Origin of the sequence: Rugosimonospora acidiphila, from assembly GCF_039543385.1 — a bacterium.
In the GTDB taxonomy this organism is placed as follows: Bacteria; Actinomycetota; Actinomycetes; order Mycobacteriales; family Micromonosporaceae; genus Rugosimonospora; species Rugosimonospora acidiphila.
Genome location: NZ_BAABJQ010000002.1, coordinates 193,006 through 219,908, shown reverse-complemented (window position 1 = coordinate 219,908; position 26,903 = coordinate 193,006). Strand labels below are relative to the sequence as shown.

Sequence of the window (26,903 nt, the reverse complement as noted above, 5' to 3'; positions counted from 1 at the left end):
CGTCACTCCTCAAAGGACTCCGGCTTCTCCCAGTCGGCGGCGCTTTCACCGGTCTCCGACACGAGGGGAAATCCCGATTCCGCCCAGGCCCTTCGGCCCCCTTCCATCACAAACGTGTTCGGATAGCCGAGAGTCCGCGCCTTCGCCGCGCTCAGGTAGGCGGTGAGGCACATCGAGTCCCGGCAGTAGAAGACCAGCTGTGCCTGCCGGTCGGCAGGCAGCCGGTCGACCGGGATGTCCTCCTGCCCGACAAAGACGGCCTCCGGCACGTGCCCGCGCTGCCACAGCGTCGTGCGGTTGGCGTCGAAGACGAACAGGTCGGGCCGGTCCATCCGGTTGCTCAGGTCGACCGCCGTGAGGGTCGGTATCCGCAGGGACCGGGCGTACTGGAGAGTGAAGCGCAGGAAGAGCCGGTGCCAGAACTGCGCGAACCGCCGGCGTTGCCGGCCCCGGGCGTCGTCGTCGGCGCCGGTGCCCTCCCATCCCCGGTGGCGCACGGTCAGCCTCGTGCCCTGACCCTGCCGCCGTAGCAGCAGCTCGGCGGCGGTCGGGAACCACCAGGACGGGTGTTCGAGTTCGACAAGCAGCGGCTCGGCGCCCCTGTCGATGCCGTCCTGGCCGCCATCGCTGGCGGTGCGCTCATCGCCGCTGCCACCGGCACCATCGATGCCGCTCAGGTCGTTGGGGCCACTCAGGTCGCCGGCCGCGCCGAGCGTCAGGCGCAACTCGCCCGGCTCCCCGCCGTCGGTGAGGGTGAGCGTGGTCGAAAACCACCTGGAATAGGGGTCGCCAGGGAGTTGGAACGCCTTCTGCAGGAACTGCGCCATGGCCGACCGGACGGCAGGCGGGTCGCCGGGCAGGTCGGTGCTGAGGATGAATTCCTGGGTCGGTGGAATCGGGGGTACGGGCGCGCCGACGAGCCACCGCTCCAGGCGGTCGGTGTGGCGCAGCCACTCCTCGTGCTCCGGTTCCCGTCGGTCGGCGCCGGTGCCGCCCTCGGGGTAGCCGACGGTGATCAGGCAGCCGTCCCCGTGCGGGGTGAGGTCCCAGCAGATCGTCTCCTTGACGTCGATGCCGAAGCGCCGCCGGCGGTACTCCAGGCGGTGCGGCGCGTCCAGCCGCAGGACCTCCAGCGCGTACACGTCGCCGTCGCCCATCACCAGTTGGGACAGCTGACCCACCCGGAATTCGGGTGACACCTCGCCCCACCACTGCCCGGCCAGCCGCGGATCGGTCAGCGCTTCCCAGGCCGATTCCGCTGGCGCCCGTACGGCTCTGGTCACCCGCCGGGCGCGCCTCGGGTCACCGACTCGCGCCGAATCACCGACTCGCGCCGGGGCGCCTGGGCGCGGCGGGTCGCCTGGGCGCGGCGGGAGGGTTTCGTCAGCTGGCACGGCTGCGCCCCCCGACGGCGGAGCGGGAACGGATCAGGTCGGTGGCCCCCCGGTGGTCGTCGATGTCACCGAACCAGCCGCCGTGGATGTGCTGCTTCACCATGCCGCTGGCCAGAAAGTCGTGCGGGTACCCCAGAGCGATGTCGCTGACCTGGTCGAGGCGGCGGGCCTGCTCGTCCGGCAGCGTGACCTCAAGGCAGCGCAAGTTCTCCCCGGCCTGCTCGGCGGTGCGGGCGCCGAAGAACGGGATCACGTCCTTGTACCGCAACCAGTTCAGCGCGACCTGGGCGGGAGAGCAACCCAACTCGCCCGCGACCCGTACCACCTCGTCCAGGATCGCGACCGCGCGCTCGTCGCGCCGCACGAAGCGCGAGGCGCCGGGCCCGTCGAGGCGGCCCGCCGGGGCGGGCGTGCCGGCCGGGGCTTCGTCCGGTGGCTTGCGGTACTTGCCGGTCAGCCAGCCGCTGGCCAGCGGGGTCCACGCGGTCACGCCGATGTCCAGGGTGCGGGCCATCGGCAGCAGTTCCCGGTCGCCGTCGCGCTCCAGCAGGTTGTAGAGCACCTCCACGGCGATGAACCTGGTCCACCCCCGCGCCGCGGCCAGGGTGCTCGCGGCCGCCACGAACCACGCCGGGGCGTTGGAGGCGCCGACGTAGAGCACCTTGCCGAGCCGGACGAGGTCGTCCAGCGCCCGCATGATCTCCTCGACCGGGGTCATGAAGTCCCAGGCGTTGAGCCACAGCAGGTCGAGGTGGTCGGTCTGCAACCGGCGGATGCTGGATTCGACCGAGGCCACCAGGCTCTTGCGGTGATTGCCGGAACCGTTGACGTGCTCACCGCGGGCGCTGCCGGTGTATTTGGTGGCGACGACGAACCGGTCGCGCTCGGCCTTGATCAGCTCACCCAGGTACCTCTCGCTCGTACCGTAGGAATTGGACGTGTCGATGAAGTTGCCGCCGGCCTCCGCGAAGGCGTCGAAGATCTGCCAGCTCTGCTCCCGCGTCGTGCCCCAGCTCAGGTCGTCCATGAAGGTCATGGTTCCCAGGCCCAGTTCGGAGACCCGTAGTCCGCTGTTGCCGAGCAACTTGTAGCGCATGGCACGTCTCTTTCCGGGGAAGGGTCGTCGCGGGCGCCTGGGCGGCGTGTCTAGTCCGCGGCCCGTACCTTGCGGGTCAGCGTGTTGCCGAAGAACTGCCAGCCGCGTTCCGTCCGGACGAAGACGGCCGAGTGGGTGTACTGCCCGGTCAGCTCGCCGCGGCCCGGGATTTCCCCACCGATGTTCACATCGGCGATTTCCCGCACGAGGTCGCCGTTCGGGTCGAACGACACGGTCCGCTCCTGCCGCTGGTAGAAGGGCATGAAGGTCGATTTCGAAGAGGTGATCGCGGCGAGTACGCCCTTCCTGCCGACCACGTCCCCGTCCGGCGTCACCATGCTGAACTCGGGATGGATCATCAGCTCCAGCGCGTCCCGATCCTTGTCGCGACTGGCCTGCTCGAACCGGCGTTTGAACGCGGTGAACTTCTGGAGCCTGCGCTCGTGTTCCCGCTCCGTCTCCTGGCTGATCACGATCTCGTGCCCGTCCGGGTCGGTCAGCGTGAAGAAGGTTCCCCAGGGCTGCTGCTCCGGCTCGGTGACCTTTACGCCGCGGGCCGCCAGGTCGGCGTGCAGGGCATCCGCGTCGGAGCAGTTCAGCGTCACGTCCGCGGGCTCTCCGACCCGGTCGGTACGCCCGAAGCCCGCCGCGTCGGCCAGCACGAGGGCCGTGCGCGCGCCCGGCGGCGTGACCTCGATCCACCGCCCCTGATCGCCCAGATCGGCGTCCTCGGTGACCTCGAAGCCCAGGGTGTCCACATAGAAGTCACGCGCGCGCTGCTGGTCCGCGACGTACAGGGACACGGTGTTGATCCTGGTAATCACGACGCCACTCCATCCTCGCAAACCCCGGCTGCCCCTGCCCGTACCGTCACGACTTCCGCCAGTCTCGACCAGGCCGCGCGGGCGGCACTTCTTCGTTCTTGCGCACCGCGATCCGAGCCGACGCCCCGCGTGGAGCGCGCGCACCGCAGAGAGAGTTCGAGGGTCCCGGGCGGACATTCCTTGGCCGGCACCGGCACGATAGTCCGCCGCCGGGTCGTGAGACTTCTCGGAGATTGCGTAGCAGCCCGCGTTTTGACGCTGTCCGCACACTACGCGAGATTCACGAGCTGCCCTCATGTCGTTGGTTACCATCGCGTCATGCCACGGTTGCTGAGCTACTGCTGGCGTCACCACGCCACGATGGTCATCATCGCGGTGGCCTCGGTGCTCGGCACGGGTGCGTCCGCGGTCCTGCCGTTACTCCAGCGGTCCATTGTGGACGGCGTCGTCTCCGGCCGCGACCGGAACTTCTGGCCACTGGTCGGCGCCCTGATGGGGCTGGGTGTGTTCATCTTCGTCACCACGTACCTGCGCCGGGTTCTGACCGGTCGGCTGTCGGTGAATTTGCAGCACGACCTGCGTACCGAGATCTTCGACGCACTGTCGCGATTGGACGGATTCGGCCAGGACAGCCTGCAGATCGGCCAGATTCTCAGCCGCTCCAACTCGGACGTCGCGATGACCCAGACCCTGGTCTCGTCGATCCCGATGGCGGTCGGGAGCTTGGTGCTGTTCGCCGTATCGCTGGTCGTGATGCTGGTACTGTCCCCGCTGCTCACGCTCGTCGCACTGGCGGTGGTCCCGGCGACCTGGTGGATCGGGGAGCGTGGCCGCCGTAGGCTGTTCCCGGCGACCTGGGACTCCGAGCAGCAGGCCGCCGAGGTGGCCGGCGTCATCGACGACGCGGTAGGCGGGGTGCGCGTCGTCAAGGGATTCGGTCAGGAGGACCAGGAGCAGGCCAAGCTGTCGACCGCAGCCCGCAGGCTCTACGCGTCGCGGATCCGGGGACTGCGGCTGGGCGCCTGGTACAAGTCACAGATGCAGGCGATCCCCGCTCTGGGGCAGGTCGGGGTGCTCGCGCTGGGCGGCACGCTGGCGCTGCGGGGCAGCATCACGCTGGGCACGTTCCTGGCGTTCTGGGCCTATCTCGCCCAGCTCACCGGACCGATCCAGTCGCTGACCAGGCTGTTGGCCGTGGGGCAGCAAGCCCGGGCCAGCGTGTCCCGGGTCTTCGAGGTGATCGACTCCCAGCCGCAGGTGGTCGACGTCCCCGGCGCGGTGGCGCTGCCGGACCAGCCCGCCTTCGCGTTGGAGCTGGCCGGCGTGACGTTCGGCTACCTGCCCTCGCAACCGGTGCTGCGCGACCTGTCGCTGCGGGTACGGCCGGGGGAGACCCTGGCGCTGATCGGCACGTCCGGCTCCGGGAAGTCCACGATCTCGCTGCTGCTGCCGAGGTTCTACGACCCGCAGTCGGGCAGCGTCCGGGTCGGTGGTCACGACGTCCGCGACCTCACCCTCGACTCGCTGCGCGCCCGGATCGGCCTGGTACTGGAGGAGAGCTTCTTGTTCTCCGAGAGCCTGCGGGCCAACATCGCCTTTGGGCGTCCCGACGCGTCCGATGCCGAGGTGGTGAGCGCCGCGCGGGCGGCCGAGGCGCACGAGTTCATCGCGGCGCTGCCCGATGGGTACGACACGGTGGTGGGCGAGCGGGGCCTCACGCTGTCCGGAGGGCAGCGCCAGCGCGTCGCCCTGGCCCGCGCCCTGCTCACCGACCCGCACATCCTCATCCTGGATGACGCCACTTCGGCGGTGGACGCCCGCGTCGAGGCCGACATCCACCGCACGCTGCGGCACGTGATGCGCGGACGCACCACCCTGCTGATCGCGCATCGCCGCGCCACTTTGGGGTTGGCCGACCGGATAGCGGTGCTCGACGAGGGCCGGCTGGTCGACGTGGGCACCCGGGAGGAGTTGCGAGCGCGCTGCGCACGGTACCGGTTGTTGGTCTCCGGCCCCGGCGAGGACGCGGAGGGGGTCGACGCGGGCGAGGTGGCCGTCGAGCCGGAGGGTTCACTCTGGGACTCCACCCGGGTGCCCGAACCCATCGCGCGTCAGGCACCGAAGGGTCGGGCCACCGGCCCCGCCGGCATCTTCGGGCTGATGGCGCCCAGCCGGGAGATGCTGGCCAGGGTGGCGGCGCTGCCGCCCGCCCGCGACGAGCCCGCAGTGGACGAGCGGGCCGCGGTCGAGGCGGGCCCCGCCCCGGGGATCCGCGCGCTACTGCGCCCGTTCCGCGCCACGGTGCTGGGCGCTCTGGTCCTGGTGGCGCTGGACGCGCTGAGCGCGCTGGTGCTGCCGGTCCTCACCCGCGACGGGGTGGACCGGGGCGTGGTCGGCGGCAGCGGGCGTGCGCTGGCGGTGGTCTCCGGGATCGCGCTGGCCGTGGCGCTGGTGAACCTGTTCATCGTGCGGGCGCACGTGCTGGTGACCGCCCGCACCGGCGAGCGGGTGCTCTACACGCTGCGGCTGAGAATGTTCGCGCACCTGCAGCGATTGGGCCTGGACTACTACGAGCGGGAGATGTCCGGGCGCATCCTGACCAGGATGACCACCGACGCCGACGCGGTGGCGGTGTTCGTCCAGGACGGTCTGACCAACACCGTGGTGAGCCTGCTGACCCTCGCCGGCATCCTGCTCGCCCTGCTGGTGATCAGTCCCGAGCTGGGCCTGGTGGCGGTCGCGGCGCTGCCCGTGGCGGTGGCGGCCACGCTGGTGTTCCGTTCGGTGTCGGCGCGCGCGTACGCCGACGCGCGGGAGAAGGTCAGCACGGTCAACGCCGACCTGCGGGAAAATGTGGCGGGGCTGCGAGTCACCCAGGCGTACCGGCGGGAGACCCACAACCGTGGCCGGTTCGCCCAGCGCAGCGACGCGTACCGGGCCGCCCGGATGCGGGCGCAGCGGGCCGCCGCCGTGTACTTCCCGTTCATCGAGCTGCTGTCGACCCTGGTGGCCGCGGGCGTGCTCGCGGCGGGGACGGGCATGGTACGCGGGGGCACGCTGACCGCCGGTGGGCTCATCGCGTACCTGATCTACATCGAGCTGTTCTTCTCGCCGTTGCAGCAGCTGTCCCAGGTGTTCGACGGGTACCAGCAGGCCGCGGTGGGGCTGCGCCGGTCCTGGGAACTGCTCGGTACGCCGACCTCCACGCCCGTGCGGGCCGATCCGATACCGGTGCCGGCCCGGCTGCGCGGGGAGCTGGTCGTGGAGGCCGTGCGCTTCCGGTACTCCGCCGAGGCCGCCGAGGCCCTGCGCGGTATCGACCTGCGGGTCGCGCCGGGCGAGACGGTGGCCCTGGTGGGGCAGACCGGTGCGGGGAAGTCCACGCTCGTCAAGCTGGTCTTCCGGTTCTACGACCCGACCGCCGGCGCGATCCGGATCGACGGAACGGACGTGCGCGACCTCGACCTGACCCGGTACCGGCACCGCCTGGCCCTGGTACCGCAGGAGCCCTACCTGTTCCCCGGTACGGTGCGGGACGCCATCGCCTACGGCCGGCCCGGCGCCAGCCAGGCCGAGGTCGAAGCTGCGGCCCGGGCGGCCGGCGCGCACGAGATGATCAGAAGGCTCGCCGGCGGATACCTGCACCCGGTCGCGGAGCGCGGCCGCAATCTGTCGGCCGGCCAGCGCCAGCTGCTCGCGCTGGCCCGCGCGGAGCTGGTCGAGCCGGACATCCTGGTGATGGATGAGCCGACGGCGGCGCTCGACCTCGCCACCGAGGCGGCCGTGCTGCGGGCAGCCGGCGGAGCGGATCGGGCGCGAACCACCCTGGTCGTCGCGCACCGCCTCACCACGGCGGCCCGCGCGGACCGCGTCGTCGTGCTCGACGGCGGCCGGATCGTCGAGCACGGTACGCACGGCGAACTGCTGGCGGCCGGTGGCGCCTACGCGCGGATGTGGGACGCCTTCACCGCGACGGCCGGGGTGGGCGGCGCCCCGTGAGGTCGGCCTCGTCCGCCGGAAGTCCCGCCACCAACTGGCTCGCGCCGTCGCGCCATCGCCGTCGCGCGTCTCGGCCGTGAGATGCGGCGCGTCATTCGCGCGCTTGCCCGCGGTCGCCGGTACTGCCTCGTTGGCGCCTCGACCGGTTCTCGCCCGGGATCGACAGCCAGTAGAACGGGATCAGCGAAGCGATCACCAAGACGCCCAGCAAGGGAACCACGATGCCGAGCCCTGTCCCGAGGGCGATCCAGAAGGGCGCGGGCAGCAGACGCCTGCTGATCACGCGTGCGCCCTCTGGATCGATGGTTCTGCCGAGCAGCCGGTGGTCATGCCGCGCGTACTGCCAGATGAGGTTGAAGACGATGGCCCCCAGCATGAACGTGACGCCGTAGAAGACGGTGGCTGGGCGCTCGCCTTGCCCGGTGCGGAACGCCTGAGCGAGGACCGACGCGGCGAAGGGCAGGAACGCGCCGATCATCAGCATCAAGGTGTTGAGCAGCAGCAGGAGCCGATCGACGGATCGGATGTGATCGAACATGATGTGGTGATTGACCCAGGTCTGGCCGATCAGAAGGAAGGTGACGGCGTAGGCGAGGTAGGACGGCCACAGGGTCAGAAGTCCTCGGTCCAGATTTTCGGTTCCGTTGGGGAGGCGGATGTCCAGGACGAGAAGAGTGCTCGTGATGGCGAAGACCGCATCGGTGAACCCGGTAACCCTCCTGGGCCCGCGCTCCATCCCGAACGCTGGGTCGGTTGCGCCTGCCTGCGGTCTCTGGGCCTGGGCCAGGGAGCGGATCCAGCTCGTCATTGAAGCGTCCACCGCGCTGGCCGGGTACCGGGGAATGACGGTGTCACGGCGCGGATGGGCCCCCCGACTCGGAACGGAACTGATCAATCGATGGCGATATCGAGAGTTTAGCCGGCTATCTCTACGTACCGGAACGAAAGTCCGAGTTATGGCCATCGGCGTTCGGCACGGCGGGTCGCCGGCCGCGGTCAGGGCGTTGATGAGTCGATGATCATCGGCTGGGTGCTCGGCGTTTTTCGGAGAATTCCGGCGATGCCCGGAATCCACGACAGGCGCCACGGGTCGCGGCCACAATGATCACGTGTTCGCGGTGCCATACCGGTGACCGGCCGGTCCGCGTTCATCCGCGATCCGGGTTGAGGGCCGGCGAATTGTTCTCATGAGTTCACAACGCGGCCTGTGAACCAGGGGATCAGCAGTTCGCCGTGCTTGCGCAGCAGCGGCGCTGTCGCACCTTTCCCGTCGAGGGCCTGCACCTCACGTCGTGACCGAAGGAAGGACAGTGATCCATCCATGCTGGTAAGAAGTCTGCGTCGCGCCGCGGTCGCGCTCGGCGTCGCGATCGCCGCGGCCGCGGCGTTCGCGGTCCCCTCAACCTCGGTTACGGCTGGTACGAACCGGTCGCCGCGTGCGATGCGACGGTGGTCGGCAGCACGCTGCTACGTTCCTGAGCCGTGGTTCGTCAGCCTGCGGCGAGTTCACCGGTGTAGTCGCCGAAGGACCAGAGATTGCCCTCGGGGTCGCGTACCGCGAACTCGCGGGCTCCGTAGTCGGTCTTGGCCAGCGGCCGGACGATGTCCGCCTTGCGCTGGGTGACGCGCTCATACAAAGCGTCCGGGTCTGTGGTGACGACGTAGCCTCCGGCGGTCCCGGGCTGGCGCGACCAGGTGTTGCCGGGGCGGTGGCTGCCCAGCATGATGCCGCCGCGGCCTTCGGGCCAATTGAGCTGGGCGTGGTCGACAGTGTTCCCTTCGCCGTACCGGGCGGCCACGACGAAGCCGAACGTGTCCACGTAATAATCGATCAGGGCCGGGGCATCAGAAGCCTGCAGGGTGAGCCATACCGTCGGGTTCGAGTTGGTCATGGTCCCACTCTGGCCGACCGGCGTGACTACCGTCTTGGATATTTCCGAACTCCTCGGCCACCCATGCTCGCGGCGTGACACCGGTGGACCGGACGAACTCCTGAGTCAAGTGTGCCTGGTCGTAGTAGCCGGTCGCCGCCGCCACGCTCGCCAGACTCACTCGGCCAGAGCGCCGGACCGAGGCGGCGATCTCCGCGGACTGCGCTCGCGTCGAAGTCGGACACGCTCAGCTCGGCGCTCGGCACCCCGAACAACGTTCGCGCTGCCAGCGGATGCACCGCGAGCTGCACGCCGGCCTGGCCGGGCCGCTGCCGGACGTGACTGGCCCGCACGTGCAGGCCGCCGAGCACGACGGCCACTGGGTGGGTGTCACCCAGCGCCTCCGCGGTCGGCGCGCCCTCGATCCCGCCGTCAAGGGCGACGATGAACGTCAGTAGGGCGGACGGCAGTCCCCGATGGATGCCCTCGGGGACGTCGATGGCGCGGTAGCCCACCATCGACACTACGCCGGGCGCGCTGTGCGGCGCGGCCACCGCGAACTCCCACGCCCGTGCCCGCCGATCCTCGCTCACGCTCAAATCATGATCTAGTCAGGGGCGGCATGCATGAGCAAGAATGTTAACGGAACTCGATGCCTGTGCCACCGCCGTCCCGCCCGACCGTGCCGTCGTCGCCCAGCCCGACCGTCAACCACGGAGGTAATGCTCGATGTTCGCCGCCATCGGCCGGCATTCGCGCCGGCGCGCAGCCGTCATCCTTGCCGCCGCGGTCGTGGTGACGGCCGGCCTGGTACCGCCGGCGGCGGCCGCCCCCGCGACCGACGCCGGTCACCGCGTGGGCATCACCGTGCTGTCCAGCCGGCCCGATCAGGTCACCGGCGGCAACGCCCTCGTCCAGGTCCAGGTGCCGGGCGCCGCGTCGCTGTCCGACGTGACCGTGCGGCGCAACGGCTCCGACGTCACCGCCGAGTTCCACTCCGATGCCCCGGGCTCGTTCGTCGGCCTCGTCGGTGGCCTGCGCCTCGGCGCGAACACTCTGATCGCCACCGGCAGGGGCCATGCCCGGGAACGCGGGTCGACGAGCCTGCGGCTGACCGACTTCCCGACCAGCGGGCCGATCTTCTCCGGGCCGCAGCAGCAGCCGTTCGTGTGCGACACCGAGCAGTCGGGACTCGGCCAGCCGCTGGTCGACAATCACAACCACACGGGCCTGCCGGTCTTCGCCCTCGACGCCGGCGGCAACAAGACCAGCCAGATCGTCGGCTGGAGCAGCAACTGTGCGGCCACCACCCGGGTCGATTACCTCTACCGCACCACCGAGAATCAGTGGAAGCCGCTGCCGGCGGACGGCAGCCGCCCGACCGACCTCGCCACGACCACCACCCTCGACGGTAGGACCCGGGACTTCATCGTCCGCTGGGAACGCGGCACGATCGACCGGTTCATCTACAGCATCGCCATGCTCGCGCCGCTGGGCGACGATCCGGCCCACCCGGACGACTCCGCCTGGAACCGTCGGCTGATCTACAGCTTCAGCTCGGGCGGCGTGGGGATCGGCCACCAGCAGGGCACGCTGGGCAGCACGCCGGACTCCATGTTCGAGGCGACCCAGGGACTCGCCGCCGGCTACGCGGTGGCCTACTCCACCGGCAATGTCACCGGGGTGCACTACAACCTCCAACTCGCCGGCGAGACCGCGCTGATGGTCAAGGAACACTTCATCGAGGAGCACGGCGTCCCGCAGTACACGGTGGGCGTCGGCGCGTCCGGCGGCGGGATCGAATCGTATGTCTTCGGCCAGGACTTCCCGGGTCTGATCGACGCCGCGATCCCCGTGTACTCCTACCCGGACGAGGTGACGCAGGCCATCCACGTGGGCGACTGCGAACTGCTCGAATACTTCATGGACGTCACCGACGCGGGCAATCCGATGTGGAAGGACTGGACGAACCGGTCGCTGCTTGAGGGCTTCAACGCCAGCGACACGGTGGCCAACCCGTACACCGGCACGAACGGCTCCGACGAGTGCGTCAACGCGTGGCGTGGGCTCACGCCGCTGCTGCTCGACCCGACGTACGGTTCGGCGGGCTCGAACCAGAGTCTGATGGAGCCCGCGGGCGTGATGGACACCGTGAAGTGGACCACCTACGACGACCTGCGCAACATCTACGGCGTCAAGCCGGACGGCTACGCCCGGACCACGTACGACAACGTCGGTGTGCAGTACGGCCTGCAGGCCCTGGTCGATCACAAGATCTCACCGGAGGAGTTCCTCAAGCTCAACGCGACGGTCGGGGGCTGGAAGAGCTCTGAGGACATGGTGCCCGAGGGGGCTCCGTTCGTCCCGGGCGGCAGCTGGGACCCGTGGAGTTCGCGGAACATGACGCTGAGCCCGAACGGTGGCGCCACCCCGGCGGCCCGGACCCAGGGCGACCTCGGTGCGATTCGTGCCGCCTACGACAACGGGTTGGTGTTCCGCGGCCGGATCAACATCCCGGTCATCGACTGGCGGAACTACCTCGAGGACGCCCTCAACATGCACAACAGCCGGCAGTCCTTCGTGAGCCGGCAGCGCATCATCGAGGCCAAGGGCAACGCCGACAACCAGGTCATCTGGTTCACCGACGCGCGCCCGGACGGGCCGCAGAGCGATGCGATCGGCCAGGCGTTCCAGGTGATGGATCAGTGGCTGACGAACATCCGCCAGCATCCCGCCCGTGGAGTGGCCGGCAACAAGCCGGCGTTGGCGACCGACCGGTGCTTCGCCACCGACGGCACGCAGATCGCCGCCGGCCCGCACGTCTGGGACGGGATCCTCGACAACCGGCCGGCCGGAGCCTGCACGCAGGTGTTCCCGATCCACTCGACCTCCCGTGTGGTCGCGGGCGGCCCCTTCGACGAGGACAGCTTCAAGTGCCAGCTCGAGCCGGTCGCCAAGGCGATCGCGCAGGGCGGCTACGGCACCTGGCGCCCGGACAAGGCCCAGCGGGCCCGGCTGGAACAGATTTTCCCGACCGGGGTCTGCGACTACCGCAAGCCCCCGGCCGACCTCACCGGTGGGTCCAGGTAGGACAGCCCCACCTACGGCCTGGCTCCACCGCCCTTCTTGGGGCTGACCGGCTTCGCCCCGACCTTCGGGCCCGGCGCACTGGGGGCGGGCCGGTCCGTCCCGTTGCCGCTGCTGTCGTTGGCCCCGGCGCTGGCCCGCGGCTCGCCCGACTGCTCGGCCGCGCCGGTGTTGCCGTCCACCCGCGGTGGCGGGTATTTGCGCAGCACCCACGACTGCTGAGCGAGCGCGAAGAGGTTCTGCGTCACCCAGTAGATGACCACACCGATCGGGAAGATCGAACCGGAGATGAGCAGCGAGAGCGGCACACCGTAGAGCATTAGCTGCTGCACCATCCGCTGCTGCGGGTCCTCGGCCCGGCCGGTCTTGCGAATCATCTGACGACTGGTCAGGAACGTAGTGGCGATCATGATGACGATCAGGATCGCCCCGACAATCTTGACCGTGGCGCCGCCGGCGCCCAGCGGCTCCAGCGCGGCGGACGTCGACCTGAGACTCGCGGCGATCGGCGCGCCGAACAGCTTGGCGTGCGAGGCGCTGTCGAACTGATCCAGCGTCCAGCCGTACAACGTGCGGGACTTCTCACTCGTAATCGTCGGGGTGAGGTGCTTCAGCACGTGGAACAGGCCGATGAAGACGGGTACCTGTAGAAACATTGGCAGGCAGCCCATGAGCGGATTCGACTTCTCCGACCGGTAGAGTTCGACGAGTTCCTTCTGCAGGGACTCCCGATCGCCCTTGTGCTTTTCCTGCAGCGCCTTGACCCTGGGCAGCAACGCCTGCATGGCACGCTGAGACTTGGTCTGCTTGACGAAGATCGGAAAGAGGATCGCGCGGACGGTCAGCACCAGGAAGACGATGCCGAGCACCCAGGACCAGTCGGTCCCCAGCCAGGTGGCGTTTCCAAGCACCTGATGCCACGCGGCCTGCCAGAGCTTCAGGACCTCGGAGATGACCCAGTAGATCGGTGCCATCAGCGGGCTGAACAGTGTCCTCATCGCACCGCTCCGCCCGCTCGGTACAGGTTGATCCGGGAACGTTCACCGGACATGGACAGCAGCGGCGCGGCGAGGCCAGCGACGGGTGGAGACCCGACGGCGATCGCATCGTCGAGCAGTGGAATGAGCATGGAGAACCCCCTCGGGGACGACCGATGACTGGTCTGGACACGAAACAGTCACAAGCGGCCGCCGACGAGCGGTGGGAAGAATGAGCGACGAGGCTCAGGCGGCCGCGAGGACCGCTGTGGGGGCTCTGGGGCGGGATCGGCCCGCCGCGTCAGGATCGCGATGGCGGGGGATGCCCGTCCGTTGCGCATGTTGCCGCAGGACCCGCCGGGTAACCCCGGGGCAGGAATCGGCAACCACCCGCCGGAGCAGGATCGAGGCGGCGAGCATGGCCGTCAGCAGGATGCCGGTCGCGGCGGCCGTACCGACCAGCAGGCCGGACGGGCCGACGTCGATCAGCACGCCGACCACGTGCCAGAGCGCGCCGAACCAGATCACACCACCACGATACCTGTGATTCGCAACCACGCCGATGAACGCGATGGTGAACGGCACCGGCCCTCACCGCCCCGACTGGCGTCACTCGGGTCGTGGTCGCGGCGAGCCGCGCCTCAGGGGCGACCGCTTCCTTACGGTTGGCCAGGTGAGCCGGACGCGCTGCCGGCCCGGCGCCGCCGTCTGAGGGCTCGTAGCGGGTAGCGCCAGATCCAGCCGAGCAGGCCCGCGCTACCGAGGATGAGGTGAATGATGCTCCAGATCCACCCGTGTGATCCGGTCGCCGGATAGACCCCGAACGGGTTGCCGGAATCCAACGCGCGCACCTCGCTGTCCACGCCGTCGCGACGGGAGGCGTCGTAGAGGTCCACGTCCTCGCGTCTGATCGAGCCGTCGTCGCTGACGAAGTCGCCGCGCGCGTTGCAGCCGTTGTGGCAGTACTGCCAGAGCACATGGAAGGTGCCGGGGACGGCCTCCCCGCGGGCCACCTGTATCCCCGGCCCCAGGGTCAGCGAGCCGTACACCAGGGCGGCCAGACAAAGTAGGACAGCGAGGGAGGGAAACGCCAACCGGCGCAGGACGACCCCGGTAGGCGTGCGCGGCGGGTCCGTCCAGGCGCGCGACGCGGCGTCCTGGTCGGGCCAACCGGCGCTGCGGATGCGTCGCGGATCCTGACTCGACTGCACGGCCACACAGTAGCCGCCGATGTCCATCCGAGCGGGCGTGCCGCTGGGTCACCGGCCTCAACAAAGCCGAGCTCAAGCGATCGGGAATCAACCGGCGCTACGCGCAGGGCGTCGCTCGGGCACGTGAACAGCCCGGGAAATCAGCTGTTCAGCGATGCGCGTACGGCATCGATGGCGGCCAGCAGTTCCTCCTGGCAGTCGAAGCCGCGCTCGATACACGTCATGTCGACGCCGCATTCGCGCTGCCGTGCCCGCAGCAGTGGTTGTTGCGCGATGGACGACACGGGAAAGGCGAACGGGTCCAGGTGGGCAGCTCGCTCCTGGAGCACGTCGAACGGGTCGTGCACATCGTCGCCCACTTGCAGCCAGCTGACCTGCGGCCCGTAGGACACCACGCCGGCCTCGATCCCGCGCGTCCACTGGGTGAACAGTGCGGCCAGGCTCGTGGCGGCGCGCACCGAATCCCAGGCGTCGGGGTCGGCCTCGGAGCGCCAGACCTCACCCTCGTGATCGCCCTTGAGCACGAACGTATACAAGATCCGGCCGAAGAAGAAGAGCGGCATCTGTTGTCGCCAGGGGAACGGGGTGGCGATCGCGAAGGACAGGTTGTCGAGTGCTTCGTCCGCGTCGGTCGACCAGGGCATGAGCCCGCCGCCCTGGGGCAGCAGTGGCTGGGCGTGCCACCCCTGAGATTCCAGCCAGATCAGCTGTTCGGCGATGTGGTCCACGCCGAAGAGCCGGTAGACCAGCTCGGGCGGCTGCCCGTCGGTCCGGCCGGGTTGGTCGGGCCAGGTCACCCCGGCGGCCGTCGCCGCCGCACGGTACGCCGCGACGGCGTCGCGCAGAACGTCCAGGTCGTCGAGCATCAGGTCCTCACGGCATACACAGACTGGCCGCGCCCTGATCGACTCGGAACCCGAAGCTGGGCCCGCCGGCCGCCACCCACGACGGTACGGGAAGGATCAGGAAGCGTTCGTTGTCCTTGACTTTGCACTTGTTGTAGAAGCCGATGACGTCATTGGCTTGTGGCCGCGTCTCTGCTCCCGGCACCGGTCGGATGTCGGCGAGCTGGCCCGACAGGTTGACCGCCTGGTTGGTAGACCAGAACGGGAACTCATCGCAGGTCTGCAAGGAGGGATTGCGGGTGCTACAGACATTTGGCTTGAACGCGGCCGTATCGTACCACCCGGGGCGGTAGTTCCATGGCGGGTTCATGGCGGCCTGGCCGTTCACGCTGCGCGCCGGATAGAACCATGCGGACCGCGCCGGCGGGTTCGGGATCCCGTTGCCCAGGGCCTCCACGATGTGCGTCCCGGTATCCTTCATGGACTTGCCCAGATAGTTCTGGCCGCCGGGAACGTAGATGGCGAAGCCGTTGCCGCAGACGTTGCCCACGTTCGGGGGTCTACCCGCCTGGGCGCCGCACGCCAGGTCGATGGTTTCCTTCAGCCGATTGTCCTCGGTCGAGTTCCATGAGAAGGGCAGGCCGCGCTGGGCGGCCAACTCGTTCGTGGTCTTGATTACCTCGGCGTACGTCTTCAGGCTGTCGATCCACTTGCCCTGGCCCGCACCCCAGTTGTCGAATGTGTCGAAGTCGGTGTCGAAGTGGATCGGGTACTCGATCAGACCGCCGAAGCCGATCGGCGTGGGGAACAGAGCCTCGAGAACGGCGGCCAGGGCGACGCCGAGCACGATCCCCCCGCCCAGCACGACGATCCAGGAGACGGAGGCCGCGGCGACCGCCTCGATCGCCGTCTCGGCCGCCACCTCCACCGCCGCCTCGACGACCACCGTGCAGGCCGTGTGCTCCGTGCACCAGGTGACCGACTCATCCAGTAGATCCGTGGGGGCGACCCTGGGGGCCGCCGTCGCCGGCTGCGCACCGTAGTCGACCAGGCCGTCCACCGATGAGATGACCGGCCCGTGGCCGGCGGGTGCCAGCGAGAGCAGCAGCCGCGTGACGTCATCGGCGCAGTCGAGCAACTTGTCTCCGGACGGCGGCAGGAACGCGTCCAGGCAGCTGTGGTTGGCGACGGTGTAGCAACCGGCGAACAGTGGTGTGCTGCCCGCCGGCAGCGGCACCCGGCCGCGCTGGCTCGGCGAGATGTAGAAGCTGCCGCCCATGCCGGCGCACTGCGAGCTCTCGGTGGCGATCTGCTGCACGACGGCGTCCGGCACGGTGGGGGTGCTGGTCGTGGTCGTGAACGAGCCGGACAGGGTTCGCGCCAGCGTGCCGTCGGCGTGCAAGGTGTCGACCCGGAACGTGTATGGCGTGCCTTCTTCGAGCGGGGCGATCGTGTAGTTGACGACGTCCTGCTCGGTGCACGGGCTGGCCGGGTTGCCGCCCGCGTCCTGGCAGTACTGGTCCACCGGGAACTCGGCCAACTGCTGACCGTTTAGGAAAACGCGGTAGTTGGCCTCCGTGGGCAGATCGGGCTTCCAGGTCGCTCCGGCGGCGCCCTGCTCGGGGTCGAAGCTCAGGTCCCCGTTGGGTGGTGGCGGCGGCTCGGCGGTCCTGAAGGACGCGGTGGCGGCGGTCGTCGAACGGTTGCCGGCCAGGTCGATGGCGACCACGGACACGGTGTGGTCGGTGGACGGGCTCAGGTCTCTGATCGTGTACGAGCGGGTGCCGACCGTGGTCCGCTGGGGGGCGCCGCCGTCGACGCTGATCTCGTATCCGGCCAGGCCATAGTTGTCGGTGGCCTCGCCCCAGCTGGCGACGGCCGTGGTCGACGTGATGTGGCCGATGGCCAGGTCGTGCACGTCGCTGGGGGGAATCAGATCCACCACGCTGAACGAGCGCAGAATCCGCGCGGTCCGCTTGGGGTCGCGCTTCGCCCGGACGCACAGCTGGTTCGCACCCAGGTGCGGCGGCCGCATGGTCGTGGTCCAGGACGAGGCGAAGGCCGGGACCCCGTCCGGCGGCGGTCCGATGGTGAAATCGTTGGTCGCCGTCGGGCCGTCCGACACGTCGACCATCGTGGCGTGCTTGTGCAGGATGCCGTCGACCGTGATGTTTCCGTGGTCGTCGACGGGGAGCTGCGCGTCAGCGGCCGGCTGATCGACCCGCAGCCGGATGGCGGCGTGGTTCTCCTCCGGTACGGCCATGTTGGCGCAACCGCCCGTCGTGGGCGGCACGTCGTCCTCCGCGTGGGCGGCCCGTGGGCCCACCACGGCGCCGGTGAGAATCAGTGAGACGGCGAGAGCGGCTGCCAACAAGCTCCTGCCGCGGAATCGATCGTGCATCGGCCCACCCCCGAAATGTGGTCGCGGCCGTCACTATAGGCCCGCTTCGATGGGTAAGTCGATACATGGCGCCGGGCCGGCTGCCGTCGCTGATCCGATTGGCGGCACACGGACTGCCATGAGGTTGGTTCGCCGCGGCTGATGCAGCGGTATTCGTCCCGGTTGCCGATTCTTCGAACACCGCTATTCGGAAATCTTCCCCCGGAGTTGGTTAAATAGCGCTTCGCTACACTTCTCATTCATGATCGCGGATGCCGAGGCGACCCGGGGTGCGCGACGACCCGGTTGCGCCTGGCGGAGTGTCGCGGTCACGGCCGCCTGGTACGGCGCGGCACTGGTGTCGTTGGCCGCGTGGCTGGGTCCGGCACTGGCCAAGCCCGAGCCCGGACCGGTCCGGCCATGCACCGCGAGGGCGCTGGCGTGCTCCGGCTGGTCGAGCGGCGACCTGATCGGTGCGCAGAGGTAGTAGGGCGATGGTGGCGGGGTCTGTGGCCGCGCTCACCGGTTGGCTTTTCGGTCCGTTCGTCCTACTGCTGCTGTTTGCGGCGTGGGCGGATTTATTGCTGATCATTAACGGGCATTTAGCGCTGACGGGTCCGGTCCGCGCCGAGACGTTCCGCGAACCAATCGGTCACGGACATCGCGCCATTCGTGGGTGGGCGGAGTTTGCGCCGTATCAATACGTTGATGCTCGTGGCGGTGCCCAGGAAAGGCCCACTGCTCAACCTGTGTGCCCACTACCAGCACAGGTTCAACAGCTGCGCAGTGCGCCGTCAGGCTTTGCCGAGTACGACGCTCAGCTCGTAGCGGCGCGTGCCTCCATGGTGGCCGGGCCACCGGTCGAGCTTCGCGGCGTGCCGCACATCGATCGGCAGTCTGCCTTCGGGCTGCTCGAGTTCTTCGGCGCCGCCGACCATTTGGTCGGGCGCGGCCGGTCGGCTCGTCCGCGCACGAGGAGATGTTCGCCCGCACCCTGATCGGACGGCCGGATCTCCGGTTCGTCAACGTCGGGTCCTGTGGCGGGTAGCGCGGCCGGGCGTGATGCGCGGGTCAGCGCGAAAAGACCCTCGTCCCAGGCGCCGCCGACAGCGGCGGGTCACCGGCCGGTCCGAGCCAGCGCTGAAACCAGGCCACCACTCGCTGGTACGCCTCCTGCCACAGCTCCGGCGTCAGGAGGTGGCCGACGCCCGGGTACTCGATGTAGCGCAAACGCTCGGGGCACTCGGCATACAGGGGCGCAAGCCGGTCGCGGAAGTCCCGGATGTCATGCGCAGGGACGGACTCGTCCAACTCGGCGCTGTGCGACAAAATCGGGACAGGGTAAAACCGCCGGGCGTGCAGATGCGGGCTGTCCGGCCACGGCAGCGTCCATTGCGGCGATCCGACCATCGGCGCCGCCGCACGGATGCGCGGCTCCTTCAGGATCGCCGCGTAGCTGACCTCGCCGCCCATGGAACGGCCGGTGATGCCCAGCCGGCCTTCGTGGGCCCAGCCGAGCGCGACGAGTTCATCGACGATCACTGGGACTTCGGCCGCCGTCGCCGTGAGGAGCGCGAGATATCTGGCCTCGGTCGCGTGCTCGTCCTCGGCCCAACGCTTGTCCGAGAAAACCTCGTCCCAATCGGGAAGACGGCGGTCACCGTGCCCGACGATGTCGACGCTGATGGCGAGGAAGCCGGCATCCGCGAGCGCCCCGGCGAGGTGCTCGAGTCCCAGCTTGTCACCGCCGAAGCCGTGGTAGACCAGCACAGTTCCGCGCCGGGCGGCGACCTCGGTGGCGTGCCGAGATGTCAGCACGGCCGGTGCACCGGCGACGTCGATCGTCACGAACGCGGATCGTAACTGGCGCACCGATGTCCACGCGAGCGGTTTCACACCGGTGACGGCCCGCCGCGTCTGCCAGGCTGCCGTTGCCTGATTCGACCGACGTGACCCGGCACGGCTCCGGCTGCCCGCCGGGACAGGAAGGCCTTTCCGACGGGATCCGCGGGACTCGGGCAGTCGGCTCAGCGAGCGGGCGAGATCACCGCGATTGCCTCGACCTCGATGAGGATGTCGGGCTCGACCAGTTCGCTGATCACGGTGGTGCTGGCTGGGGCGTGGCTGAAGTACTCCTTGCGTACCGAGGCGTAGACCGCGACGTCTTCCCGGCGCGGCGCCCAGGCCATCAGCTTCGCCACGTCGGTCAGCTGACCGCCGGCGGCCTCGACGAGTCCCCGCACCCGGTCCAGCACCTGCCGGACCTGTGTCTCAATGTCGCCGCGTCCGTCCGGGCCGGCGGGGGCGACCTGACCCGAGGTGTACAGCAGCCGGTGGGTGCCGCAGTCGACCAGGACTGCCTGCGATCCGTGTACCGGCACCCCGTTGAGGGTGAACGGGGCGGCATTCTCGGCCGAGATGGGGGTGATGGTGGCCATGGCGTCTCCTTGCTGTTCTTGAACCAGGGTTTACACCCGCTGCTTGGTCTTGGACAAAAATCGGGCGAAATGTGGATCAAATTGCCCGGGGTCGCCGGCCTCGAGCTCCGATGGAGACCACCACCGGGCTTCCCGGAACTCATTCCGGTCCAGTTCGAGAGGCATTCCCCGGCGACAGTGGACGAGGAACCACACGCTCACATCCGTGTGGCCGTGGTCAAGGCCGACGGTACGGGTGACGGTGAGAAAGGTGGGCCGTTCGTCGAAGCGGCCACGGTCGGCGTCGATACCGAGTTCCTCCCGCGCCTCCCGGCGCGCGGTCCGCGCGGGATGTTCGTCGGGTTCGACGTGCCCACCGGGCGGCAACCACAGGCCGGCATTGATGTGATCCACCAGGAGAACGCTGCCGTCGGTCGGGTCGACCGGCACGATGTAGGCGACCAGATGACGTGGTGGCGTTGCCGGCTTGACCCGTCGAAAGACATCATCGGTGCTCCGCAGCCAACGCAGCGTGTCCGACTGGTGCTCGGCCTCCAGCGAATCGCCGGGAACGAGCCCGCGGATGATGTCGCGCACCGTGGCAACGGAAGACCGCACGCGGTGATTCTGGCACGACCGCCGACGGGTCCCCGGACTTGACCGACCTCGTGTCGGTATCGACCCCAACTGCGCTCGGGTGCTGCGTGACGTTGTCGGCTTGGCCGCGATTCCCTTAAGCTAATTGGGGCCCGTTATGCCCCCGAGAGCGTCAATGGTGCGATGTCGGCGACGAATGTTCACGAGTGGAATGTTCAGTAGAGACGCGTCACTGGTCTGCGTCGCGCCGTGACCCGCGTCCGCACCTTGATCGTCTTCAGTGTCGTCGCGGCCGTTGCCGCGGGCGCGGTGCTCACCCAGCGGTGGTGGCACAACCATCCGCCGTACCGGCCATCCGCTCTTCACGCGTCGGCCACGCTTCGTCCGGTCACCAACGAACAGGCCCAGGCATTCTTGGGGCCAGCGGTGAACGCTCCGCTGATCGGGACGGGCGGGCAACTGATCGCGGGCGAGGTCAGGTGGCGGAGACCGCCGAGGTCGGTCGGCTACTTCAGCCTGTACGTGATCGACGAGCGTACGCATGCGAAGCCGTCTTACATCACGACCGGCAGCGCGGGGGTCGCCGTCGGATCGAGCCCCTGGGACACCAAGGTCGCGGCGCGTTATTCCTGGTTGCGGGGCGCCGGCGCGACGTACCGGGACGGCTCCTGGTGGGAGACCGGCGAGGATCTGTCGGTCTTGGTTGCTTCCGGAGCCACGACGGTGACCTTCGTCGCAGTGTTTCCCAGCGCCGATTCTGGCGATCCGGCTAGACGCACTGACGCCGCGGCGCCGGTCGACGTGTCGCACCTGCTCGTCGGTCTCGTCTTCGTCGGTGACGATGGCCAGCTCTACTGGCCGCAGCGGCTCCACGGCTGACAGCGGTATCGATCATCTGTCAATCGGTCCGCTACCGGGTACGGTCTCGGCCGCGGCGACCGTAGCGGGATTGGTTGGTCGGGCCGCCGACGCCGGCGCGCGTCTGGTGGTGCTTCCCGGGAAGCTACGCTGCCCGCCCTGCGCTCCCAGCACGCCCTGCCTGACCCAACCTCGGCGGTGCCCGTTGAGCGTCAATGCGGTTGTTCGCCAGCCGATGGCGCGCTGACTGCCGGCGGCACGGTAGCCGAGTGCCCACTCCGGACGGTGGTCGCGGGGGCCGGCGACTCGACCGGAATTCGATTGACGGTCACCGCGCGGACATCTCCGTTACTGGCGGCGGCGGCATAGCATCAGTCCATTCGCAGGGAAGGGCTGTCGATGCGATCGTCAGGTGCTCGCAAGATTCTCTGGGCCGTCTCTATCGTCTTTGCCATCGCGATTTGTGTAGGCCTTTACCTTGTGCAACGTAACGAGATGCACCGTTCCGTTGGGTGGTCGCTGGAGGTTGTGCTGGCCGCGGTGCTTGGCTCGGCCATCGGGACGACCATCGGAACCCTTGTTCGGCGGCGGAGGCGGCGCGACGCGCAGTTTCTTCGCGACTTTGTTCCGCGCCCGCCGGACCCGCCGAAAATCCAGAGGGACATCCCCTCCTCCCGCGGGTAGGACCCGCGGCCTGACGAACCGGCCCCCGTTCGCGGTAGAGATGAGCTTGGTTGACGGCGAACCCACGGGAGGGCCGCGGCGTCCCGCCGGTCGGCGCGAGCCGCCCGCGGGACGCCGCGTGCCAGGCGTGGCCCGTTCGGGATCAGGCGTGCGGCTTCTTGACCTGCTTCGGCTTGGTCTGGTCCGCGCCTGGGAACGGCGGCAGCGTCGAGGCCGCCTGCTGGGCGGCGACGTTGGCCGCCCGGGTCGCCGGGTCGAACTCGGGGTTGGACGGGGCCGGCTGCTGGCGTCCCGAGAGCGCGCCGGTGAGGTCGCTGAAGGTCTGCCGGCGCCACCGGGTGATGTTCGGGAAGACGACCGGGCCGTTGCCCGAAAGGCCGCCGGCGACGGACACCGACTCGATCAGCCGCAGGCAGGAGGTGTGGTTGCTGACCTCGGAAAAGATCTTCCCGCCGACCGACCAGGGCCTCCTGGAAGGCCTTCAACCGCTCCGTCGGCTGGATGGGCGCCAGCGGGTCGCCGATGCCCCGGGGGTGCCGTCACCGAACAGGAAGTCGGTGGAGCCGGTCCGGATCCTGTTCAGCAGGTCCTTGGGAAGCTTGTTGTTCCAGACCTGGTCGAACAGGAACCAGCAGGCCCCCAGCTCGTCGAAGCGTCCATCGCAGTTGTACTGCTTGACGCTGATCCCGGCCTTGTAGAGCGTCTCGGCCCCGGTCTCGTAGGTCAGGCTCATGTAGTTCATGGCCGTCTCGAGGAAGGGGCCGCCGGCGAGACCTTGCTGGTCGATGCCGCCGGTGGACCACATGAGCCGGTTGGGCATGGTGGGGCCGAGCACCGATGAGTGGTAGCGGTCGGCGATGGTGAAGGTCTCCCATCGCCCGGGAGACACCCGAGCCGGTACCGCAGCAGTGAGCAGCGTCACTCCTTGAGGTCCCGGCGATGAATTTCGGGGCGCCGGCGACTCTGCATCGGTGAACGGTCGGCGGGTGGGTGCCGCCGTCGGCCAAGGTCCATGTCGAGAAGGAGAGGTTGCCGTATGAGCGAGACAGTTGTGGTCCGGTACACGACGCGCGCTGACGCCGCGGCGCAGAACCAGCAGTTGATCGCGCGGGTCTTCCGCGAACTGAATGAGTCGAACCCGGCGGGGTTGCGGTACGCGGCGTTCCAGCTGGACGGGGGACTGGACTTCGTCCACCTCACGATCAACGAGGGTGACGACAATCCGTTGGCACGTTGCGGCGCGTTCGCGGAGTTCCAGCGTGGGATGGCCGAGCGCCTGGCCGGCCCGGTGGTCCGGGCCGGGGCCACGCTGGTTGGTTCCTACCGGTTGCTTCAGGATTGACGAGAGGGTATGAGAGGGAAAAGATCGTGAGCATTCCACGGGTCGTGTCCCGAACCGAATGGCTGGAGGCCAGGCTGGACCTGCTCGCGCGGGAGAAGGAGGTGATGCGGGCGCAGGACGCGGTCACCGCCACGCGGCGCGAACTACCGATGGTCAGGGTCGACAAGGACTACGCCTTCGAGGGCGCGGCCGGTCCGGTAAGCCTCTCCGACCTGTTCGAGGGCCGCGGCCAGCTCATCGTTTACCACTTCATGTTCCACCCTGACTGGGAAGACGGCTGTCCGAGTTGCTCCTACGCCGTGGACAACGTCGGCCGGCTGGAGCACCTGCACGCAGAGGACACCACGTTCGCCCTCGTCTCCCGCGCGCCGTTGGCCAAGCTTGAACGGTGGCGGGCGCGGATGGGTTGGACGGTGCCGTGGTACTCCTCGGCCGGCAGTGACTTCAACTACGACTTCCATGTGACCAACGACGAGTCGATCGCTCCGGTCGAGTACAACTACAAGGACAAGGCGACCCTGGAACGGGAGGGTCTGGCGTACGTCATCAACGGCGACGGTCAGGCGATGAGCGTCTTTGTCCGCGAGGACGACGCGATCTTCCACACCTACACGACCTATGGGCGGGGTGCCGAGGTCATGTTGAGCACGTACCACTACCTCGACCTGACCCCGCGCGGCCGCACCCGCTACGTCAACGCATTCCCTTACCACGACACCTACGGCACCGCGGAGGCTCGGCCCGAGCACACCCACCTCCACCACTGAGGCACGACCGGTACCCGGGGTGGCCGGCCGTCAGCAGCCCACCCCGGGTACCGACCAGAGGAGTTCCGTGATGATCGAATCCGTACCACTGAGCTGGCTGTTCGCCGCGATCGGACTGTGGTTCGGAGTTCAGGCGGTGCGCCCGAACTCCAATGCCGCGACCCGATCCCGGGTCTCGCATCTGGCCCACGCGGTCATGGCCTGTGTCATGTCGGCCATGCTCTGGCCGGCGGCCTGAACATGGTGGCCGCGGCACGTAACGAGGAGTTCGTCCGGCTCAGCGAGCCCTACCGGCGCGAGTTGCTCGCGCACTGCTACCGGATGCTGGGCTCGATCCACGACTCCGAGGACGCGGTCCAGGAGACGTACCTGCACGCGTGGCGCGGATACGGCGCCTTCGAGGGGCGTTCGTCGCTGCGTACCTGGTTGTACCGGATCGCGACCAGGACATGCCTCAAGGCGTTGCAGAGCGTGGGTCGCCGGCCGTTGCCCTCGGGTCTGGGCGGCCCAAGCGACGACACCGGAGGCGACCTTGTCCGGCGCCGCGGGCTGGACACGCCGTGGCTGCAACCCGCGCCCGACGCACTGTTCGCCGTGGACACCGCGAACATTGTCGTGTCGCGGCAGAGCACGCGGCTGGCCTTCGTGGCCGCGCTGCAACATCTCCCCGGCCGGCAACGGGCGGTGCTGATCCTGCGTGACGTGCTGGCCTGGCATGCCGAAGAGGTCGCCGACGTACTCGGCACCAGCACCGCGGCGGTCAACAGCGCGCTGCAGCGTGCCCGGGCGCAGCTCAGTCAGGTCTCGCCGACCGAGGAGGGGCTGCGCGAGCCGACCGACCCGAGCCGGCGGGCGCTGCTCGACCGGTACGCCACGGCGTTCCAGAACGCCGACATCGCCGCGCTCACGGCGGTGCTGACCGACGACGTGACCTGGGAGATGCCGCCGATCCCGGCGTGGTTCGCCGGCCGGGACACCGTGGTGCGGTTCCTCGCCACCCGAGTTCTGGGACCCGAGGTCCACCGGCTGGTCCCGATCGGCGTCAACGGTCAGCCCGCCTTCGCTTCCTACGCGCGTGACCGTGACGGCGTGTACCGGCCGCACGCGATCCAGGTGTTGACGGTCACCGCCGCGGGGATCGCCGGCGTCGTCGCCTTCCTCGACCCGGACCTGTTCGCCGCGTGCGGGCTGCCGCCGGTTTTCGCCGCCGGTCGCCCAGCCCGTGAGCATCGCCAGTAAGTCGCAGGTAGGCCCGCTCGTTCGGGTGGCCCCGCGCCGCCGTGAGGTCGAGTTCGACGAAGTTGACTGTGACCTGGATTCCTCGGCGGTACCAACGCGATCCGCACGGCCAGCGGTGCCTGACGGTCGACCGTTCGGGCCGTCGCGATCCCGTCCCTGGAGGCCGGCGAAGCCATGCTCGGGCTAGCATGCGTCCACGGCCGGCCGAGTTCCACGCACCAGGAGGTGGGAAGTGCTACGCGTCCACTTCACCCAGGAGGATCTCGCCAGGGTCAGGGTCGTGCCCACCCACGGCCCGCTCGTCGAGGCGATGTTCGGCTTTCGAGCGCTGCGGACGGGAGAGCTTGGCGCGGTACCGGAACTGTGGCGGCGACGGGTCACGCGCGGCCACCCTCGCTGGACCGCGCCGCTGGGTGAGGTGATGGGCCCCGAGTCCGCGTTCGATATCTTCACCCTTGTCGGTAGGACGCCGACGGCGGCCGAGGGTCTCGAGTCCATCATCGCGATGAGCCGCCGGCGGTTGAGCAGCGAGATCGAGGCCGCGGTGCGCTGGCGCGAGCGGCGCGGGCTCGATGGGACGCGGTGGCCCTCCGCCTGGGTGAACCTGCTGGCCGCCGACGTCGCGCCCGGGCGCATCCTCGCCCCTTTGATCGACGCGTGCCACGCCGCGGTCGTGGCCCCCTACTGGGACCGCATCCAGCGCCACCTGGCCGTCGAGTCCACCGCACGCATGCAGGCCATCGCGACGGGCGGCATCGAGTCGCTGTTCCGGTCGCTGCACCCCACGCTTCGCTGGCACGCCTCCACGCTCGAACTGTTGTCGCGCCCGGGGCCGCCGGCGGACGTGCACCTGCGGGGTCGGGGCATCGAGCTGGTTCCCGTCGTGTTCCTGGACGCTGTCGAGGGACCGTTCTGGAGCCTCGACGATCCGAGCGCGCCCGCGGTGCTGTTCTATCCGGCGCTGTCCAGTCTCACCGGTGGCGCGAAGATCTTCACACCGTACGCGGAGTCGCAGGCGAGCGGGGCGGACGGCGGCGACGGGCCGCTGGCGCAACTGTTGGGCCGCACCCGTGCTGCTGCGCTGACCGCCATTGCGGGCGGCTGTACGACGAGTGCGCTGGCCCGCCGGGTCGGTATCTCGGCCGCCGGAGCCAGCCAACACGCCAGTGTGCTGCGACGATCGGGTCTCATCACCACGGTCCGTGACGGCTCCTCGGTCGTGCACGACCTCACGCCGCTCGGCCGATCCCTGCTCGCCGGATCTGACCTGGGGGCGATCCCGACCACCCCAACTCCCCAGCCCGCGACGTAGAGC

General features: G+C 69.1%; 28 protein-coding genes. 11 read left to right on the top strand and 17 right to left on the bottom strand.

What is annotated here, in order from left to right:
• Positions 1-2: 2 nt before the first annotated feature.
• The 3 genes from ABEA87_RS03945 to ABEA87_RS03935 all read right to left on the bottom strand — a co-directional run bounded on the left by ABEA87_RS03945 (position 3) and on the right by ABEA87_RS03935 (position 3,314).
• Positions 3-1,283: an SRPBCC domain-containing protein gene (locus tag ABEA87_RS03945; RefSeq protein WP_345626114.1), complete on the bottom strand. Its 1,281-nt coding sequence runs from the start codon at positions 1,281-1,283 to the stop codon at positions 3-5.
• A gap of 100 nt (positions 1,284-1,383) precedes the next feature.
• Positions 1,384-2,490 (bottom strand): aldo/keto reductase, encoded by a 1,107-nt coding sequence (locus tag ABEA87_RS03940; protein WP_345626112.1) that lies wholly within the window; start codon positions 2,488-2,490, stop codon positions 1,384-1,386.
• Between the two features lie 50 nt (positions 2,491-2,540).
• Positions 2,541-3,314 carry a VOC family protein gene (locus tag ABEA87_RS03935; RefSeq protein WP_345626110.1) on the bottom strand — a complete coding sequence of 258 codons (774 nt, stop codon included), beginning with the start codon at positions 3,312-3,314 and terminating at the stop codon, positions 2,541-2,543.
• Positions 3,315-3,632: 318 nt separating this feature from the next.
• Here ABEA87_RS03935 and ABEA87_RS03930 point away from each other — a divergent pair, with 318 nt between their 5' ends.
• Positions 3,633-7,313, top strand: a complete 3,681-nt coding sequence (locus tag ABEA87_RS03930) for an ABC transporter ATP-binding protein (RefSeq protein ID WP_345626108.1) — start codon at positions 3,633-3,635, stop codon at positions 7,311-7,313.
• Positions 7,314-7,404: 91 nt separating this feature from the next.
• Here the strand turns inward: ABEA87_RS03930 and ABEA87_RS03925 are convergent, their stop codons facing one another.
• The 3 genes from ABEA87_RS03925 to ABEA87_RS42505 form a co-directional block, all read right to left on the bottom strand.
• Complete coding sequence (locus ABEA87_RS03925; protein WP_345626106.1) at positions 7,405-8,121, bottom strand: TMEM175 family protein; 717 nt, start codon at positions 8,119-8,121, stop codon at positions 7,405-7,407.
• A gap of 682 nt (positions 8,122-8,803) precedes the next feature.
• The gene (locus ABEA87_RS03920) at positions 8,804-9,205 is read right to left on the bottom strand and encodes a VOC family protein (protein WP_345626104.1); all 402 of its coding nucleotides are present in this window, start codon (positions 9,203-9,205) and stop codon (positions 8,804-8,806) included.
• On the bottom strand, positions 9,159-9,350 hold the full coding sequence (locus tag ABEA87_RS42505) for a hypothetical protein (RefSeq protein ID WP_425570744.1): 192 nt from the start codon (positions 9,348-9,350) through the stop codon (positions 9,159-9,161). The genes ABEA87_RS03920 and ABEA87_RS42505 overlap by 47 nt, the downstream gene beginning before the upstream one ends.
• A gap of 127 nt (positions 9,351-9,477) precedes the next feature.
• Between ABEA87_RS42505 and ABEA87_RS42500 the strand changes: the two genes are divergently transcribed.
• Together ABEA87_RS42500 and ABEA87_RS03910 are read left to right on the top strand one after the other, a co-directional pair.
• Positions 9,478-9,642: a hypothetical protein gene (locus ABEA87_RS42500; RefSeq protein ID WP_425570743.1), complete on the top strand. Its 165-nt coding sequence runs from the start codon at positions 9,478-9,480 to the stop codon at positions 9,640-9,642.
• A 271-nt stretch (positions 9,643-9,913) separates the two neighbouring features.
• A complete protein-coding gene (locus ABEA87_RS03910; RefSeq protein WP_345626100.1) occupies positions 9,914-12,274 on the top strand; it encodes a DUF6351 family protein in 2,361 nt (786 codons plus the stop codon).
• An 11-nt stretch (positions 12,275-12,285) separates the two neighbouring features.
• On the opposite strand, the gene yidC is transcribed toward ABEA87_RS03910, so the two are convergent.
• From yidC to ABEA87_RS03880, 6 genes are all read right to left on the bottom strand, one after another.
• Complete coding sequence (yidC, locus tag ABEA87_RS03905; RefSeq protein ID WP_345626098.1) at positions 12,286-13,269, bottom strand: membrane protein insertase YidC; 984 nt, start codon at positions 13,267-13,269, stop codon at positions 12,286-12,288.
• Positions 13,266-13,400 (bottom strand): hypothetical protein, encoded by a 135-nt coding sequence (locus tag ABEA87_RS03900; RefSeq protein ID WP_345626096.1) that lies wholly within the window; start codon positions 13,398-13,400, stop codon positions 13,266-13,268. Before ABEA87_RS03900 ends, yidC begins: the two co-directional genes overlap by 4 nt.
• A 94-nt stretch (positions 13,401-13,494) precedes the next feature.
• On the bottom strand, positions 13,495-13,833 hold the full coding sequence (locus tag ABEA87_RS03895; RefSeq protein ID WP_345626094.1) for a DUF6412 domain-containing protein: 339 nt from the start codon (positions 13,831-13,833) through the stop codon (positions 13,495-13,497).
• Between the two features lie 74 nt (positions 13,834-13,907).
• Complete coding sequence (locus ABEA87_RS03890) at positions 13,908-14,459, bottom strand: hypothetical protein (RefSeq protein WP_345626092.1); 552 nt, start codon at positions 14,457-14,459, stop codon at positions 13,908-13,910.
• Between the two features lie 140 nt (positions 14,460-14,599).
• The gene (locus ABEA87_RS03885) at positions 14,600-15,325 is read right to left on the bottom strand and encodes a hypothetical protein (RefSeq protein ID WP_345626090.1); all 726 of its coding nucleotides are present in this window, start codon (positions 15,323-15,325) and stop codon (positions 14,600-14,602) included.
• A 7-nt stretch (positions 15,326-15,332) separates the two neighbouring features.
• Positions 15,333-17,675: a NucA/NucB deoxyribonuclease domain-containing protein gene (locus ABEA87_RS03880; protein WP_345626088.1), complete on the bottom strand. Its 2,343-nt coding sequence runs from the start codon at positions 17,673-17,675 to the stop codon at positions 15,333-15,335.
• A gap of 271 nt (positions 17,676-17,946) precedes the next feature.
• Between ABEA87_RS03880 and ABEA87_RS03875 the strand changes: the two genes are divergently transcribed.
• Together ABEA87_RS03875 and ABEA87_RS03870 are read left to right on the top strand one after the other, a co-directional pair.
• Positions 17,947-18,171: a hypothetical protein gene (locus ABEA87_RS03875; protein ID WP_345626086.1), complete on the top strand. Its 225-nt coding sequence runs from the start codon at positions 17,947-17,949 to the stop codon at positions 18,169-18,171.
• A 22-nt stretch (positions 18,172-18,193) separates the two neighbouring features.
• Positions 18,194-18,682, top strand: coding sequence for a hypothetical protein (locus ABEA87_RS03870; protein WP_345626084.1), 489 nt, complete (start codon positions 18,194-18,196; stop codon positions 18,680-18,682).
• Between the two features lie 73 nt (positions 18,683-18,755).
• Here ABEA87_RS03870 and ABEA87_RS03865 read toward each other — a convergent pair whose 3' ends face one another.
• From ABEA87_RS03865 to ABEA87_RS03855, 3 genes are all read right to left on the bottom strand, one after another.
• Entirely contained in the window at positions 18,756-19,532 is a 777-nt protein-coding gene (locus ABEA87_RS03865) for a dienelactone hydrolase family protein (RefSeq protein WP_345626082.1), read from the bottom strand.
• A gap of 179 nt (positions 19,533-19,711) precedes the next feature.
• The gene (locus ABEA87_RS03860) at positions 19,712-20,122 is read right to left on the bottom strand and encodes a RidA family protein (RefSeq protein WP_345626080.1); all 411 of its coding nucleotides are present in this window, start codon (positions 20,120-20,122) and stop codon (positions 19,712-19,714) included.
• Positions 20,123-20,152: 30 nt separating this feature from the next.
• A complete protein-coding gene (locus tag ABEA87_RS03855) occupies positions 20,153-20,698 on the bottom strand; it encodes an NUDIX hydrolase (RefSeq protein WP_345626078.1) in 546 nt (181 codons plus the stop codon).
• Positions 20,699-20,947: 249 nt separating this feature from the next.
• Between ABEA87_RS03855 and ABEA87_RS03850 the strand changes: the two genes are divergently transcribed.
• Positions 20,948-21,577: a hypothetical protein gene (locus tag ABEA87_RS03850; protein WP_345626076.1), complete on the top strand. Its 630-nt coding sequence runs from the start codon at positions 20,948-20,950 to the stop codon at positions 21,575-21,577.
• Positions 21,578-22,382: 805 nt separating this feature from the next.
• Here ABEA87_RS03850 and ABEA87_RS03845 read toward each other — a convergent pair.
• Both ABEA87_RS03845 and ABEA87_RS03840 read right to left on the bottom strand, forming a co-directional pair.
• Positions 22,383-22,634 (bottom strand): hypothetical protein, encoded by a 252-nt coding sequence (locus ABEA87_RS03845; RefSeq protein WP_345626074.1) that lies wholly within the window; start codon positions 22,632-22,634, stop codon positions 22,383-22,385.
• 87 nt (positions 22,635-22,721) lie between these two features.
• On the bottom strand, positions 22,722-23,162 hold the full coding sequence (locus ABEA87_RS03840; protein ID WP_345626072.1) for an alkaline phosphatase family protein: 441 nt from the start codon (positions 23,160-23,162) through the stop codon (positions 22,722-22,724).
• Positions 23,163-23,276: 114 nt separating this feature from the next.
• On the opposite strand from ABEA87_RS03840, the gene ABEA87_RS03835 reads away from it, so the two are divergent.
• From ABEA87_RS03835 to ABEA87_RS03815, 5 genes are all read left to right on the top strand, one after another.
• On the top strand, positions 23,277-23,582 hold the full coding sequence (locus ABEA87_RS03835) for a hypothetical protein (RefSeq protein ID WP_345626070.1): 306 nt from the start codon (positions 23,277-23,279) through the stop codon (positions 23,580-23,582).
• A 26-nt stretch (positions 23,583-23,608) separates the two neighbouring features.
• Complete coding sequence (locus tag ABEA87_RS03830; protein ID WP_345626068.1) at positions 23,609-24,349, top strand: DUF899 domain-containing protein; 741 nt, start codon at positions 23,609-23,611, stop codon at positions 24,347-24,349.
• 70 nt (positions 24,350-24,419) lie between these two features.
• The gene (locus ABEA87_RS03825) at positions 24,420-24,587 is read left to right on the top strand and encodes a hypothetical protein (RefSeq protein WP_345626066.1); all 168 of its coding nucleotides are present in this window, start codon (positions 24,420-24,422) and stop codon (positions 24,585-24,587) included.
• Between the two features lie 2 nt (positions 24,588-24,589).
• Positions 24,590-25,588 (top strand): sigma-70 family RNA polymerase sigma factor, encoded by a 999-nt coding sequence (locus ABEA87_RS03820; protein ID WP_345626064.1) that lies wholly within the window; start codon positions 24,590-24,592, stop codon positions 25,586-25,588.
• A 232-nt stretch (positions 25,589-25,820) separates the two neighbouring features.
• Complete coding sequence (locus tag ABEA87_RS03815) at positions 25,821-26,900, top strand: winged helix-turn-helix domain-containing protein (RefSeq protein WP_345626062.1); 1,080 nt, start codon at positions 25,821-25,823, stop codon at positions 26,898-26,900.
• Positions 26,901-26,903 lie beyond the last annotated feature (3 nt).

Bases quoted from the DNA above. Each gene is read 5' to 3' on its own strand.
- ABEA87_RS03825 (WP_345626066.1), top strand. From the start codon at position 24,420: ATGATCGAATCCGTACCACTGAGCTGGCTGTTCGCCGCGATCGGACTG.
- ABEA87_RS42500 (WP_425570743.1), top strand. From the start codon at position 9,478: ATGCACCGCGAGCTGCACGCCGGCCTGGCCGGGCCGCTGCCGGACGTG.
- ABEA87_RS03835 (WP_345626070.1), top strand. From the start codon at position 23,277: ATGAGCGAGACAGTTGTGGTCCGGTACACGACGCGCGCTGACGCCGCG.
- ABEA87_RS03820 (WP_345626064.1), top strand. From the start codon at position 24,590: ATGGTGGCCGCGGCACGTAACGAGGAGTTCGTCCGGCTCAGCGAGCCC.
- ABEA87_RS03900 (WP_345626096.1), bottom strand. From the start codon at position 13,400: ATGCTCATTCCACTGCTCGACGATGCGATCGCCGTCGGGTCTCCACCC.
- ABEA87_RS03860 (WP_345626080.1), bottom strand. From the start codon at position 20,122: ATGGCCACCATCACCCCCATCTCGGCCGAGAATGCCGCCCCGTTCACC.
- ABEA87_RS03875 (WP_345626086.1), top strand. From the start codon at position 17,947: ATGATCGCGGATGCCGAGGCGACCCGGGGTGCGCGACGACCCGGTTGC.
- ABEA87_RS03925 (WP_345626106.1), bottom strand. From the start codon at position 8,121: ATGACGAGCTGGATCCGCTCCCTGGCCCAGGCCCAGAGACCGCAGGCA.
- ABEA87_RS03910 (WP_345626100.1), top strand. From the start codon at position 9,914: ATGTTCGCCGCCATCGGCCGGCATTCGCGCCGGCGCGCAGCCGTCATC.
- ABEA87_RS03920 (WP_345626104.1), bottom strand. From the start codon at position 9,205: ATGACCAACTCGAACCCGACGGTATGGCTCACCCTGCAGGCTTCTGAT.
- ABEA87_RS03885 (WP_345626090.1), bottom strand. From the start codon at position 15,325: ATGCTCGACGACCTGGACGTTCTGCGCGACGCCGTCGCGGCGTACCGT.
- ABEA87_RS03940 (WP_345626112.1), bottom strand. From the start codon at position 2,490: ATGCGCTACAAGTTGCTCGGCAACAGCGGACTACGGGTCTCCGAACTG.
- ABEA87_RS03930 (WP_345626108.1), top strand. From the start codon at position 3,633: ATGCCACGGTTGCTGAGCTACTGCTGGCGTCACCACGCCACGATGGTC.
- yidC (WP_345626098.1), bottom strand. From the start codon at position 13,269: ATGAGGACACTGTTCAGCCCGCTGATGGCACCGATCTACTGGGTCATC.